Origin of the sequence: Corynebacterium amycolatum SK46 (genome assembly GCF_000173655.1) — a bacterium.
Taxonomy (GTDB): Bacteria; Actinomycetota; Actinomycetes; order Mycobacteriales; family Mycobacteriaceae; genus Corynebacterium; species Corynebacterium amycolatum_A.
Map to the genome: position 1 here is coordinate 147,652 of NZ_ABZU01000001.1, position 13,941 is coordinate 161,592.

A 13,941-nucleotide genomic window follows, 5' to 3' on the forward strand; every position below is an offset into this window, starting at 1 on the left:
ACCAATTGGCGAACGCCCCACAGAAGGCTCGCAGTAAACACCGGAAAAGGAGCCCCATGAAGCAGAAACTCTGTGCCGAATACCTGCGCATTTCCGATGAGGAGGCAGCGCGGTTAGTTGAGGTCGCAGCACCTGCGGCGACCAGCGACGGCGGCACGGCGGGGCTTGTTAACGACGGCGCGGAGAAGATTATCCTGCAGCACTTCGTCGACGTTCCGGACGAAGACGCCCTGGACATCGACACGGACTGGGAGTCCTTGCTGCGCACGTTGACCGGCAATCCCATCGACGGCCAGGCGCTCGGCGACCCGCTGGCGGAGGCCATCCTCGGCGCCGACCGCGTCTGCCGCAAGCCGCTGTCTGCAGTCATCCGCGCCGATCGCGTCGGCGACGTGCACCAGACGCTGGCAAGCATCGATCTTGCCGCCCGCATCACGGACAATGGTTCGCTTATCGACGAAGCCACTGCGACGCAGCGGTACCGCGAACTCGTGGCCTTCTACGAGGAGACTAAGGCAGCGCGTAGCGCCGTGCTCGTGGCCATCTCCTAAGAACTAGCAGCGCAACTGCTAAGCCAACAACTCCGGCGATGAGGCCGCCAATAACATCGGTAAGCCAGTGCGCCCCGACCCACACGCGCGACAGTGCCACAGCGCCGATAAGCGCGATGATGGCCAGATCGAGCAGCTTGCGGGCTGTGCGGCGCAATACGGGGATGGCCAGCTGCATCGCGGCCATACCGCTGGAAGTAACCGCTGCCACATGCGCAGAGGGAAACGCCGCATCATGTAGGTTGACCAGTGAGAACTCCTCACCCGGTCGGTCGCGGTCCAAAAACCACTTCATGGCATAAGTCACCGCAATCGACGAACCGAATGACGCCGGCAGTAGCAACGCCCAGGCACGGAAGCGGAACCACAGGAGTGCCGCAGCAACAAGCGTGACCGGCGCGACGTAAATCGGCCGGATAATCTCGCTCAAAGTCAGCATCAAACTATCGACGCGGCCATCCCGCGCCCCATGCAGTTCACTGGCCCAGCCCGCAAACGACTGATCCACGCTCCCCGCCAGCTGCGTCTGGGTGAACCACGCCAGTGCCCCTAGAACAGCTAACCAACCAATGACGTGCCGGGGTCGCGCAATTCGAACACGTGCCACTAGCAGTTCTCCTCGGTTACTTCCCCAATGACCTCTTGGATTATTTTCTGGTCACGGGCGCTGAGATCGACGTCGGCAAGCAAATCCGGACGACGTTCGGCCGTGCGAATCAGTGCCTGATCGCGCCGCCAACGGTCCACCAGCGCGTGATTGCCGCTGAGGAGAACGTCCGGTACGGCCAGTCCACGCCACTCGCGCGGCTTGGTGTAGGACGGCCCTTCGAGCAGCCCGTCCGAGAAGGAGTCCTCCTCGTGGCTCTTGCGGTTGCCCAACACACCCGGGATCAACCGTACGACGGACTCCGCAATCACCAGCACCGCCACTTCCCCGCCGATCAGCACATAGTCCCCAATAGAGACCTCACACACGCGGTAACGATTAGCGGCATCATCAATAACGCGCTGGTCAATGCCCTCGTAGCGCCCGCACGCGAACACAATGTGCTCCTCGTGTGAGAACTCCTGCGCCATCTGCTGCGTAAACGGCTCGCCCGCCGGCGTCGGGACAATCAGCAGGGGCTTCGCTGAATCTTCTTCGCTTAACGACGGCACTTCCGCTGCAGCATAGGAAGATTCCTCGGCCAAGCCCAGCTTCTGATCATGGCGGACATTGTCCAAATGTGGCACTGCGGATGTCAGCGACTGCTCCGCTTTCAGCGTCGCCACCTCGTCGAGGGCGGGACCCCAGACATCCGGCTTCATAACCATGCCGGGGCCACCGCCGTAGGGCGAGTCATCCACGGCTTGGTGTACACCTGGCGCCCAGTCGCGCAGGTTGTGCACTCCGACGCTTAAAATGCCCTGCTCAATTGCCTTGCCCAGCAGCGCATGACGCAGTGGCTCGAGGTACTCCGGGAAGATTGTGACTACATCGAGACGTAAGCTCACAGCTCCAACAGTCCTTCCGGCGGCGTGATGGTGACGGTAGAGTTTTCAAGGTCTACTTCCGGAACGATTTCCTCTACCAGGGGGATAAGAACCTCCCGGCCGCCGGCGTCGAGCGTGACTTCAAGGAGACGGTGAGCGGGAGCACGGACAATAGAAGTGACCTCGCCGATATCGGTGCCGTTGTGGACAACGTGCAGGCCAACGAGCTCAAAGTCATAGAAGTCCTCGTCTTCGAAGACAGGCTCTGCATAAAACTTCATGCCCCGATGGCGCTCGGCCTCATTGCGTCCCGGAATCTCCTCGAAGCGAACCAGCAAACGCCCCTGGTGCGGGCGCGCCGTTTTCACAGTCAGCTGTTCCTCACGGCCGGCCTGTACACCCAACAGCGTGGTCCCGACTGCGAAACGCCCTTCCGGGTCATCCGTTGTCGCATCGACGACGACTTCCCCGCGCACACCGTGGGGCTTAATCACTCGGCCAATAAGCACCATGTCAGCTACCGACACGCGCACACTCCCTCTCTTATAAAGGTTCTGTAAAACACCCGCGTAAAGCAAAAAAGGCGCCACCCAACACTTCGTCTTGAAGTATAAGGTAGCGCCCGGATTAGCTAAGCGGCGTACTCAGCGTCCTTATTACTCGGCGTCCTCGGAAGCCTCGGACTCAGCAGCCTCAGCCTCGGCAGCCTTTGCGGCCTCCTCAGCTTCCTTAGCAGCCTTAGCTGCTTCCTTGGCCTCGCGGCGCTTAGCAGTGATGGCCTCAGCGGACGGGCCGTTGTTGGCCTCTTCCAGAGCCTTGTTGAACAGCTCGAGCTTGGTCGGCTTCGGCTCAGCAACCTTCAGGGTGCCCTCTGCACCCTCGAGGCCCTTGAACTTCTGCCAATCGCCGGTGACCTTCAGCAGAGCCAGAACCGGCTCGGTCGGCTGTGCACCGACGCCCAGCCAGTACTGAACGCGCTCGGAGTCAATCTTGATGATCGACGGCTCTTCCTTCGGGTGGTAGATGCCCAGGTTCTCAATGACCGCACCGTTGCGACGGGTACGAGCATCAGCAACGACAACGCGGTACTGAGCGGTACGAATCTTACCCAGGCGCTGCAGCTTAATCTTGACTGCCATGAGGAGTTCCTCTTTCTTCTATGTCACTGGACAATACTTATGCATCCAAGCTCACCAGTAATTACTAACAAGGTGCCTTGAACCGGTTTTGTCCTTGGGATATTTACACTGCGCGTGACCACCGGGCGGCCGTGGCCGGATCCGATGAATTCGCAGTCGTGCCTCGGCTGAGGATTCTCATTGAGACAACTCGAGGTATATTACCAGCAGTTTTTGGAAATTAACAAAACTACGCACTCGAAACGCTGCATACCTTCTAAAGCTGAACGTCGTTGACAGTGGGGTAACGTAACATTCTATGAAAACCACCGGCACCCAGTATAGGTATGACTTGGACGGACTACGGGGCATTTCGATTGCCCTCGTAGTCCTTTTCCACGTTTACGTCGGCCGCGTTTCCGGTGGTGTGGACGTATTCCTCTTGCTCTCGGGGTTTTTCTTCTTCGGCGCGCAGTACCGCAATGCCATTAACCCCCGGCAGTCCATCAATCCATGGTGGAGTATCTGGCGCACGCTGCGTCGCCTAATCCCGACACTGGTGCTGGTCCTCTTCGCGACAACCCTGTTTGTCATTTACTTCATTCCATCGCTTCGTACCATCGACATTGCCCAGCAACTCCGCGCCAGCCTGCTCTACTACCAGAACTACGAACTAGCGCTCCAGGGCTCGGACTACGCTGCCGCAGAGAGCGAAACTTCCCCACTGCAGCACCTGTGGTCAATGTCGGTGCAGGGTCAGTTTTATCTCGGCTCAATATTGCTCATCTCCCTGCTCGCCTGGATGACGCGCTCACCCCAGATTGTCGGCGCGGTCACCTCACCAGTGGAGGCGAAGCGTACCGACGCTACTGGAGGTAAACTCCGCCGAATTCTCACTCCGTTGCTGGCAGTCATCACTCTCGGCTCACTTTCCTATGCCTTCTATATGCACTCCGAGAACCAGGGGTGGAACTACTACTCCACTGTCAGCCGACTCTGGGAACTCTGCCTCGGCGCACTACTCGGACTGATTCTTGTCCGGGGCTCCGTCCCCATGCCCAAGCCTCTTCGAGTGCTGTTAGCCGGCATCGGCCTCGCGCTGGTGGTCTCCACCGGTTTCATCTTCGACGGCGCCGCGCAGTTCCCAGGCCCTTGGACGCTGTGGCCCCTCGGAGGTGCTGCGCTGATTATTATCGCTGGCCCCGAGGCGGGTTGGATCTCCAAGTTCCTGGCCAGCCGCCCAATGCGCGAGATAGGCCAGAGCGCCTACGCGCTCTACCTGTGGCACTGGCCCCTTCTGATTCTGGCCATAAACTACCTCAACCGCGATACCCCGGGGCTGAAGCTTGGCACCGCAGTGATTGTCGTTTCCTTCATTTTGGCCAAGCTCACCAACAAATTTGTCGAGCTGCCGCTGGCTCAATCAACTCGCCGACCGACCCGGACGCAGCCCGTCGTCGGCGATGCAATCCACGCAATGAAGCATCGTCGCCCGGCCCGTCGTCAAGCGGTAGTTGGCGCTGTCATCGTCATTGCGTTGGTCGGCATGTCCAGCCTTGTCAACGTGCAACAAATGCGCGTCAATCACGCCTCCGCCACCAGCCTAGATCCCGAGGTCTATCCAGGTGCACTCGCGCTTACCGACGGGTACGAGGTCCCCAAGGCAGCCACAAAGCCGAATACCGATTTCATCACGGACCTCTGGCCGGAACCTGCCCTCGATGGCTGCCTTGCGACAGGCGGTGAGGACGTCGGATACTTCCCACCGAATCGCCGTTGGCGCGATGAGACCCAGCCGTGTGTCTACGGTGATCCGGATGCTAGTGAATCGATTGTCATCATCGGGGGCTCGCACATGGAGCATTGGTTTGCCCCGATTGATGCCTACGGCAAAAACAACGGGTACCGAGTGGTTGTTCTCCTGCGGCAAGGCTGCCCGGCGACCTTGGAGCCCATCCACGGGGTCGGCGACATCTGCGTGCCCTGGACTTTCGAAGCACTACAGAAAATTGACGAGATTCAGCCAGAGATGGTTTTCACCACCTCGACCAGGCCCTTGTTCCAGGCGGACCCACCGCAGCCCGGCGACTATACACCGGATGGCTACGTCTCGTTTTTCGCTGCTCTACAAGAACGCGGAATTGACTTCTTCGCCATCCGCGATAACCCCTGGGCACTGCGTAAGGATCTGAGTCAGTTCTCCCCCAGCGTATGCGAAGAAGCGGAAGAAGACTGCACTATCCACCGCAAAACTGCCCTAAATGCAGAAAATCCCGCTGAGGAGATTCTTGCGAACTTCCCCAACGGGCACAGTCTAGATTTCTCCGACATCTTCTGCGGCCCGACCACCTGCCGTAAAGTTATTGGCAATATCTACGTCTACCGCGACAGCAATCACATCACCGATGAACTAGCGGCCACTTTCAGTCCTGAAATGGACCGCCAGATTCAGAAGGCCTTGCGGGACTAGCTACTTCTAGTCCCTGCTACTTCTTGCCCTGCCCGAAGTCGAGATTGTTGAGGTCAAAGTCCTCCATGCCTTCTGGCAGCTGGTTACCCATCTGCTTCTGCAGCTTCTGCAGTTCAGCCATGCTAGGCATCCCCGGCATGCCCTGCATACCCGGCATTCCAGGCATACCAGGCATTCCGCCACCGCGCATTGCCTTCGGCGGCGTTGGACCACGGTTAGCGCCCTTGCGCTTATTCTTGCCCTTCCCCTTTCGACCACGCTTGGCCTTGCGGTTCGATGGGCGACCGCCGCCCATACCAAATCGGCCGGCCATCTGCGCCATCATCTTCCGCGCCTCATTGAAGCGTTCGATGAGCTGGTTAACCTCCGAAACGGACACACCGGAACCGTTGGCGATACGACGACGTCGTGAAGCGTTCAGAATCTTCGGATTCTCGCGCTCTTCCGGAGTCATACCGCGGATAATCGCCTCGATGCGGTCGAGCTGCTTTTCATCGACCATTTCCGCGGCCTTGGACATTTCCGCGCCGCCGGGGAGCATCTTGAGGATGTTGCCGATTGGGCCCATCTTGCGGACCATCATCATCTGCTCGAGGAAGTCCTCGAGAGTCAGTTCGCCGGAACCAATCTTCTGGGCGGACTTGGCAGCCTGCTCATGATCGATTTCCTTGGAAGCGACCTCAACCAACGTCTTCAGGTCACCCATGCCCAGGATGCGGCTGGCCATGCGGTCCGGATGGAAGACGTCAAAGTCCTCCAACTTCTCGCCCGTGGAGGCGAACAGAATCGGCTTACCGGTAACCTCACGGATAGACAGTGCAGCGCCACCGCGCGCATCGCCATCGAGCTTGGTCAGTACAACACCGGTGAAGTCAACGCCGTCTCGGAAGGCCTTGGCGGTCTCTACCGCGTCCTGACCAATCATGGAGTCGATGACAAACAGAACTTCATGCGGGTTGATGGCATCGCGAATGTCGCGGGCCTGCTTCATCAGAACCTCATCGATACCCAGGCGACCTGCGGTATCGATAATCACCACATCGTGGCGATGCTGGCGAGCATAAGCGAGGCCACGGAACGCGGCGTCAACTGGGTTGTCCTCGCTGGTGCCCATTTCATGGGTGGAATCGAGGCTGGTGCCCGGGAACGGCGCGAAGCACGGCACACCTGCACGCTCAGCCACGATTTCCAGCTGCTGCACCGCACCTGGGCGCTGCAGGTCACAGGCGACGAGAACTGGGGTGTGCCCCTGATCCGTGAGGTACCTGGCCAATTTACCGGCCAAAGTGGTCTTACCAGCACCCTGCAGACCGGCCAGCATGATAACCGTTGGCGGCTGCTTCGACAGATTGAGACGTCGAGTCTCGCCACCGAGGATGTTGATCAGTTCCTCATTGACGACCTCAATGATCTGATTGGCCGGGTTGACCGTCTGGCTGCCAATAATTTCGTTAGCGCGTTCCTTGATGCGCTTGATGAAGGTACGGACAACCTCGAGGGAGACATCGGCTTCCAGAAGAGCCAGCCGGATCTCGCGGGCAGTGGCGTTAATATCCGCCTCAGTCAGGCGGCCCTTCCCGCCCAGCCCCCGCAGGGCACCCGTCAAACGATCGGAAAGAGACTCAAACAAGTTTCCAGCTCCCCTTTTGCCTTGTCTTTTCTTAACTGTTCTACCGTACCCGCTGGACACTCCGTTTGGCACATATCTACAGCTTCGCCTATCGACAACAATTGCAGCCCATCCACCCTAAACACCCCGATTCAGGTGTAACCAATAGGAAGTAGAAAACAGCAATAGGATGACGCTCTTTTGCCCTCGGGAACGTTAAATTACTATTCGTTATTTTAACGTGACACTTAGACACCCCCTCCAGACAGGGTTGATCTACTGCATAAAGAACGTTTGTCCAACCTAACGACCGCCGCTTAGATAACAGCTAAATAACGTCAGTAGTTGACCTTCACCAAGGGTGCCCTTAGCGAGAACCTCCCCCGAGTCGACAGTGGCGAGTCCTATAAACACTCCAACCACAACGGGTGTACACACTCAGCGTTGTAAATATAAGTTCCCACTTTCCCTTACTGGGGTTTGGACGAGTCAACAATTTTGCTTTACCCCCTCCCCAAACTCTTACCGCCAAAGATTTTAATTAGTTATTAGAATCAAATGAGTGAACAGTGTTCCCCCTTGAGCCCATTGATTGCAGGGCTTTCCTATTGACATTGTGAGGTTTCCCAATGAAGAAGCTCTCTTCGACCATGGTGGCCGCTGCCGCTTCAGCCGGCATGCTCATCGGCGTTGGCACCGCCACCGCACAGATTCCTGACCCCGCCCCGTCGGAATGCCCCGCCGGTCAACATTTTGAAAGTGTTGACGGTACTTTCCAGTGTGTAGATGACGCGGCAAACCCGGATCCAGGAGGTTCATCGAACGATGGCATTCCACCGGGCGTTGAGGATACCCAGACCTGTCCCGACGGTTCCCCGCGTGATATGAGCAAGATCGACCCGGCAACCGGAGCTTACGGTGCTTGTGGCACTTCAGATGATTCCGGCCCAACTCCGGAGCCTGATGAAGATGCCCCAGAGAATGACGGAATTCCGCCGGGAGTCGATGACACCGCAACGTGCCCCGACGGTTCCCCGCGTGATATGAGCAAGATCGACCCGGCAACCGGAGTCTACGGCTACTGTCCAACTTCCGACGACGAAACTCCGGGCGACGATGAGAACCCAGGCGACGATGAGAATCCAGGCGATGACGCACCGGGTGATGATGAAAACCCAGGTGACGAACAGCCCGGGGACGACGAGAACCCTGGGGAGGACGAGAATCCTGGGGAGGAAAATCCAGGCGACAAGCCCGACGCCCCTAAGAATGACGGTAAGAAAACCGGGACCAAAAACACTGGTCTAGCAGTCACTGGTGTTCAGGCGACTGCCCTCGGCGGTGCCGCTCTCGCACTCCTGGTCGGTGGCGTGGCAGCTACCCGCCTCGCACGCAAGAATTCTAAGGATTCCTAGCGCAACTCTCCGCTAGATTCCTAGCACCTCAACAGTAAAGGCCTCGGAGCCCCGCGTATCCTCTACAGAAATCTACGCGGTGGCTCCGAGACCTTTATTATTTTGCCGGGGACGACGGCCGACGCTGTACTCACCGATCGATGGAAAATTCACTCATCGATGTTAGTTACTATTTGCGGCCGCCGAGCAGTGCGTCTACGAAGCTCTCTGGCTCAAACGGCGCCAGGTGGTCAGCACCTTCACCAAGGCCAACCAACTTCACCGGCACACCGAGCTCGTTTTGCACTTGGAATACAATGCCGCCCTTCGCGGTACCGTCCAGCTTGGTCAGAGCAACGCCGGTAATGTCAACGACATCCCGGAAAGTACGAGCTTGCAGTAGACCATTTTGGCCAACCGTCGCGTCCAAAACCAGGATGACTTCGTCAACCTGAGCCTTCTTCTCCACCACGCGCTTAATCTTGTCCAGTTGGTCCATCAGACCGACCTTGGTGTGCAGGCGGCCGGCGGTGTCGATGAGCACCACATCAGCGCCGGACTCGATACCGTGAGCAACTGCCTCAAATGCAATAGAAGCAGGATCCGCGCCTTCGGCGCCACGAACGGTCTCCGCGCCAACGCGTCGCCCCCAGGTTTCCAGCTGGTCGGCTGCAGCAGCACGGAAGGTATCCGCTGCACCGAGAACAACACGGTGGCCACCGGCAACCAGCACACGAGCCAGCTTGCCCGTCGTCGTAGTCTTACCCGTGCCGTTGACACCGACCACCAGAATCACTGCGGGCTTGCCCTCGTGCGGAAGTGCGCGGATGGAGCGGTCCATCTCAGGCTTGCACTCCTCAATCAACACCTCACGCAGCAGGGCGCGCGCCTGCTCTTCCGTGCTCACCTTCTGGCTGGCAATACGCTCGCGCAGCTTATCGACGACACGCTGCGTCGCAGCCGCACCGAGGTCAGCCATCACCAGGATGTCCTCGACCTCTTCCCACGCGTCCTCATCAAGGTCACCCGCGCCCAAGATGCCGAGCACCGACTGGCCAATTGCATTCTGCGATCGTGACAGACGACCGCGCAGGCGACCCAGACGCCCCTCAGCTGGGTCGATGGAGTCAATCTGTTGTTCCGGCTCTGGCTCTGGCGTCGGCTCCGGCGCAACTTCCGGCTCTGGCTCTGGCGTCGGTTCAGGCGCAGGAACTACCTCTACCTCAGGCTCCGCTTCGAGCTCTGGCTCTGGTTGTGGTTCCGACTCGGGCTCTGATTCCTCTTCCCCGGTCGTAGGTAATTCCCCGGTCGTAGGCAAATCGATCGGGATTTCCCGCATAACGCGGTCATAATCCCCCTCCATTTCGGTGGGATTATCCGGAATTACCAGTCGACCTTCTGGTTTCAACAGTGAGCCGTCTGACTGATTGGCAGGTTTGTCAGCCTGCTTTTCTTCCGGCTCCGGGGCCTGCTTTTCAACCGGCTTTTCCACCGGTTTCGGCATCGGTTTTTCAACCGGCTGCTTCTCACGGGTATCAGTCCCACCACCGGCCGGAGCGAAGTTAAAACCACTAGTGGCCTGGTAATTTCCAGACTTCTCCTGCTGGGTGAGTTCCTTAGTATCTTCCTTCGCAAAGGAAATGCGCTGGTTCTTCCTGCGGACATAGCCCACAACAAAAAGCAGCGCGATAATAACGACAATCGCGACGACAAGGAGTATCCACTGAGTTGGAGTCATAACTCTCATTATGCAGTATCAACGACTCTTCCTCACTTACTCCGTGCTTACTCCGCTCCTGACGACGGAGTTGCGGATGCCGGTGACATTCGCTGCGAGATTACTCGAGTCACACCATCACCTCGCATGGTCACGCCGTAGAGCACATTCGCAACGTCCATTGTTGGCTTCTGGTGCGTAACGACAATCAGCTGACTGGTCGCGCGGAGTTCCTCGAGCAGCGCAATAAGGCGACGCAGGTTAACGTCGTCAAGCGCGGCTTCCACCTCGTCGAGTACGTAGAAGGGACTTGGGCGCGCGCGGAAAATAGCGACGAGCATTGCCAGCGCCGTCAGCGACTTCTCGCCGCCGGATAGCAACGACAGCCGCTTGACCTTTTTGCCCGGTGGGCGGGCTTCAACCTCGATACCTGTCGTGAGCAGGTCGTCCGGCTCAGTGAGAACCAGTCGTCCGTCGCCACCTGGGAAAAGCGTTTGAAAGACCGCGGGGAATTCTGCCTCGACGTCCTTCCACGCGTCTGTGAAGAGCTGCAGAATCGTGGCATCGACTTCCTCGACAACATCGGTGAGGTCCTGGCGGGCCTTGAGGACATCGTCGAGCTGCGTGGATAGGAAAGAGTAGCGCTCCTCCATCGCCTTATACTCCTCCAGCGCCAACGGGTTGACGCGGCCGAGCACACGCAGATCCTTCTCCGCCTGTTTGAGCTGCTTCGTCACGGCTGCGCGGTCGAAGTTCTCATCAGGAGCAAAGTCCGCGAGCAGGTCATCGACAGACAGCCCCAACTGGTCGACGATGCGCTCTGCAGCCTCGGTCACGCGAACCTGCGCCTGCGCACGGGCGATGTCTCCCTGGTGCGCGGAATCCGTTAGCTGTGCCAGCTCACGTTGCGCCGTATTCGCCTCCGTCCGGGCCGCCGATAGTGCCTGCGACACCGTCTTCTTCTGCGCCTCGGCATCGTCGCGATCGGCCTCTGCCCGCGCCAACGACACGTTGACCTTCGCGTGCAAGTCCTCAGCCAGCTCCGCGACAACTTCTGCCAATTCGCGCTGGGCAACCTTCGCCATTTGCGCCTGCTCATGGCGGGCCTTCGCTACGCGCTCCGACGCAGCCTGGCGACGGAGCCGCTCGGCCTTACCTCGTACACTCGACAGACGCTCCTCTGCCGTGCGCAGCGACAGACGCGCCTCTGTCTCCATGGCGCGCACCGCCGTCAGCGCCTCCGAGGCACGGTCACGTTCGCTTGTCGACGGTTCCCCCTCCTCGGGGTCACGGTCAACGCGAGCCAAGCGGTCTGCGACCTCAGCCAACTCCTTCTGGAGCTTCGTTACTCGGTCCGCGGCTTCGGCACCGCGCTGCTCAGCGCGTTCGGCATCATGCACCACGCCGGACAGCTGCGCTGTGGCCCGAGTTCGGGCATCCGTGAGGACCTTCATACGACTCTGATGCTCACGCAACGCAGCACGGGCGGCCGCCGCGTCAGTGCGGCGGTCCTCTTCTTCGGCCTGTGCACCGGAGAGCACACCACCGAGGTCACTCAAACGCACCTGTGCTTCTGCTAGTTCTTCGCGAGTCTTAGCAATGTCGGCGGCGATTTCCACACCTGATGCAGTGCCACCAGCACCGCCAGCTACCCAACCGGAGCCACGCAGCACACCATCGCGGTCAACAACGCGCAGTCGAGTATCCTGCGACACCAGCTCACGGGCAACGTGTTCGTCGTCGCAGGCCACGACATCAACGAGCAGAGAGGTCAACGAACCCGAAAGCCCCGCGGGCACCGTCACATGATCGAGCAGCCAGGATGCCTGTGCGGGCAGAGTGATGTCCAAGCGCCAGGAGTCGGATGCATCCGCAGAATTGATAACGACGGCACTACCCTTGCCCGCGGCCACCAGCTCGTCGATAAGCGAATCTCCACTGCCCTCGCTGACCAGTGCCTCGGCGGCCGCGCCGAGGGCGGCAGTGAGCGCTTTTTCCCAGCCAGCGTCGACATCGATGACTTCAGAGAGAACACCGAGCTCGTGCTTTTCACGTAGCCACGCGGTGCCGTCGTTGGCAGCGGCGGTGCGGGCGGTCTCCAGTGCTTCGATGCGGGCGGACAAACCTGAGACACTGCGCTCGAGGTCGCGCTCGTCAGAGCGGAGTTCTTTCAACCGTGTAGAGGCCAGCTCTGCTTCTCGGTTGGCCTGTTCATAAGCGCTCTGCAGCTCGGGACCTTCGAATTCGGCCTCGGCTAGTTCCTGCGCGGCGTTTTCCACGGCTTCGGTGGCATCGGCACGGCGTTCGTCGGCTTCATTGGTTTGCTCGGCAAGACGTGCAGCTTCGGCTTCGGCGGCTTCCAATCGGGTGCGCAGAGATTCTTCTGCGGAAATGAGACGAACCACGCCTTCACGACGGTCGGCGATTGCGCGAACGGCCGCGAGGTGCTCCGCCTCGGCTTCGCGGAAGGTCTCCTCGGCGTCGAAGAGCGTTTCGCGGATTTCCTCCAGTTTTTCGCGGGCCTCTGCCTCAGCCTCAGCGAGCGTGGCTTCTTCGGTGGCGGCGTCGTCGGCACGCTGCTCCAGGAAGTCCGGGTCCGGGCCTACCCACGGAGCGACGGAGTGGTCGGCCGCGCGATCGGCGGCAATGCGGGCGGTGGCCTGAATACGCTCGCCGAGTGCAGAGAGACGGAACCACAAATCTCGGGCAGCATCGGCAGCTGGGGTGATGTCCTCCAGTTCGGCTTCAAGTTCGGCAGTGCGCTCAGCGGCAATCTCGGCTCGCTCCGTGGCGGTCTCCACCTTTTCCTCGATGAGCTTGGCTTGACCAGCAATGTCATTGAGGCTGTCCTGCAAATCCACGAAATCAGCCGCGGCCAGGCGTAACTTGGCGTCGCGCAGGTCTGCCTGTACAGTCTGGGCGCGAGAGGCGGCCTCAGCCTGACGCTTCAGCGGCTTGAGCTGACGGGAAAGCTCACCTGTCAGATCCTGCAATCGGTCGAGATTGGCCTGCATCGACTGCAGTTTGCGCTGCGCTTTTTCCTTGCGACGGCGGTGCTTGAGCACGCCTGCGGCTTCTTCAATAAACGCACGACGCTCCTCCGGCCGGGACTCCAGAATCTGCGAAAGCCGGCCCTGACCGACGATGATGTGCATCTCGCGGCCAATGCCGGTGTCGCTGAGGAGCTCTTGGACATCCATGAGCCGGACGCGAGAACCGTTGATTTCGTACTCACTTGCACCGTCGCGGTACATGCGACGCGTGACAGACACTTCCTTATATTGAATGGGAAGTGCCCCATCGGAATTGTCGATAGTAAGAGTTACCTCCGCGCGCCCCAAGGGCTTTCGCCCGGAAGTTCCCGCGAAGATGACATCTTCCATTTTGCCGCCGCGGAGGGTCTTGGCGGAGTGCTCGCCCATAACCCACGCGAGGGCATCGACGACATTCGACTTGCCAGATCCATTCGGGCCGACAACTGCGCAGATGCCGGGCTCGAATTTCATCGTCGTCGCCGAAGCGAAGGATTTAAAGCCCTTCAGAGTCAGCGATTTCAAATACATGGGGCAATATCTTACCCGTAGTTACGGTTTGGAGCTGAATTACCCC

Annotated in this window: 10 protein-coding genes; 3 read left to right on the top strand and 7 right to left on the bottom strand. The window is 59.4% G+C overall.

Annotation, left to right across the window (positions count from 1 at the left end; translation table 11 throughout):
* The first annotated feature begins 56 nt into the window (after positions 1 to 56).
* On the top strand, positions 57 to 551 hold the full coding sequence (locus tag CORAM0001_RS00655; protein ID WP_016422552.1) for a DUF1877 family protein: 495 nt from the start codon (positions 57 to 59) through the stop codon (positions 549 to 551).
* Here CORAM0001_RS00655 and CORAM0001_RS00660 read toward each other — a convergent pair.
* The 4 genes from CORAM0001_RS00660 to rpsP all read right to left on the bottom strand — a co-directional run bounded on the left by CORAM0001_RS00660 (position 511) and on the right by rpsP (position 3,163).
* Positions 511 to 1,158 carry a phosphatase PAP2 family protein gene (locus tag CORAM0001_RS00660; RefSeq protein ID WP_005509562.1) on the bottom strand — a complete coding sequence of 216 codons (648 nt, stop codon included), beginning with the start codon at positions 1,156 to 1,158 and terminating at the stop codon, positions 511 to 513. The two genes, CORAM0001_RS00655 and CORAM0001_RS00660, sit on opposite strands and share 41 nt — an antisense overlap.
* Positions 1,158 to 2,045 (bottom strand): tRNA (guanosine(37)-N1)-methyltransferase TrmD, encoded by an 888-nt coding sequence (gene trmD / locus CORAM0001_RS00665; RefSeq protein ID WP_005509307.1) that lies wholly within the window; start codon positions 2,043 to 2,045, stop codon positions 1,158 to 1,160. The genes CORAM0001_RS00660 and trmD overlap by 1 nt, the downstream gene beginning before the upstream one ends.
* A complete protein-coding gene (rimM, locus tag CORAM0001_RS00670; protein WP_172620263.1) occupies positions 2,042 to 2,536 on the bottom strand; it encodes a ribosome maturation factor RimM in 495 nt (164 codons plus the stop codon). The genes trmD and rimM overlap by 4 nt, the downstream gene beginning before the upstream one ends.
* A gap of 144 nt (positions 2,537 to 2,680) precedes the next feature.
* Entirely contained in the window at positions 2,681 to 3,163 is a 483-nt protein-coding gene (gene rpsP / locus CORAM0001_RS00675; RefSeq protein WP_005509613.1) for a 30S ribosomal protein S16, read from the bottom strand.
* A gap of 298 nt (positions 3,164 to 3,461) precedes the next feature.
* On the opposite strand from rpsP, the gene CORAM0001_RS00680 reads away from it, so the two are divergent.
* Complete coding sequence (locus CORAM0001_RS00680) at positions 3,462 to 5,612, top strand: acyltransferase family protein (RefSeq protein ID WP_005509410.1); 2,151 nt, start codon at positions 3,462 to 3,464, stop codon at positions 5,610 to 5,612.
* A 16-nt stretch (positions 5,613 to 5,628) separates the two neighbouring features.
* Here the strand turns inward: CORAM0001_RS00680 and ffh are convergent, their stop codons facing one another.
* Positions 5,629 to 7,242, bottom strand: a complete 1,614-nt coding sequence (ffh, locus tag CORAM0001_RS00685; protein ID WP_005509330.1) for a signal recognition particle protein — start codon at positions 7,240 to 7,242, stop codon at positions 5,629 to 5,631.
* Positions 7,243 to 7,850: 608 nt separating this feature from the next.
* Here ffh and CORAM0001_RS00690 point away from each other — a divergent pair.
* Positions 7,851 to 8,636 (top strand): hypothetical protein, encoded by a 786-nt coding sequence (locus tag CORAM0001_RS00690; RefSeq protein ID WP_005509692.1) that lies wholly within the window; start codon positions 7,851 to 7,853, stop codon positions 8,634 to 8,636.
* Positions 8,637 to 8,805: 169 nt separating this feature from the next.
* Here CORAM0001_RS00690 and ftsY read toward each other — a convergent pair whose 3' ends face one another.
* Positions 8,806 to 10,353 carry a signal recognition particle-docking protein FtsY gene (ftsY, locus tag CORAM0001_RS00695; RefSeq protein WP_005509596.1) on the bottom strand — a complete coding sequence of 516 codons (1,548 nt, stop codon included), beginning with the start codon at positions 10,351 to 10,353 and terminating at the stop codon, positions 8,806 to 8,808.
* Positions 10,354 to 10,400: 47 nt separating this feature from the next.
* Positions 10,401 to 13,895 carry a chromosome segregation protein SMC gene (smc, locus tag CORAM0001_RS00700; protein ID WP_005509550.1) on the bottom strand — a complete coding sequence of 1,165 codons (3,495 nt, stop codon included), beginning with the start codon at positions 13,893 to 13,895 and terminating at the stop codon, positions 10,401 to 10,403.
* Between the last annotated feature and the right edge of the window lie 46 nt (positions 13,896 to 13,941).

Excerpts from the sequence above, each read along its gene's own strand:
- ftsY (WP_005509596.1), bottom strand. The coding sequence starts at position 10,353 with ATGACTCCAACTCAGTGGATACTCCTTGTCGTCGCGATTGTCGTTATT.
- CORAM0001_RS00690 (WP_005509692.1), top strand. The coding sequence starts at position 7,851 with ATGAAGAAGCTCTCTTCGACCATGGTGGCCGCTGCCGCTTCAGCCGGC.
- CORAM0001_RS00655 (WP_016422552.1), top strand. The coding sequence starts at position 57 with ATGAAGCAGAAACTCTGTGCCGAATACCTGCGCATTTCCGATGAGGAG.
- smc (WP_005509550.1), bottom strand. The coding sequence starts at position 13,895 with ATGTATTTGAAATCGCTGACTCTGAAGGGCTTTAAATCCTTCGCTTCG.
- rpsP (WP_005509613.1), bottom strand. The coding sequence starts at position 3,163 with ATGGCAGTCAAGATTAAGCTGCAGCGCCTGGGTAAGATTCGTACCGCT.
- CORAM0001_RS00680 (WP_005509410.1), top strand. The coding sequence starts at position 3,462 with ATGAAAACCACCGGCACCCAGTATAGGTATGACTTGGACGGACTACGG.
- rimM (WP_172620263.1), bottom strand. The coding sequence starts at position 2,536 with ATGGTGCTTATTGGCCGAGTGATTAAGCCCCACGGTGTGCGCGGGGAA.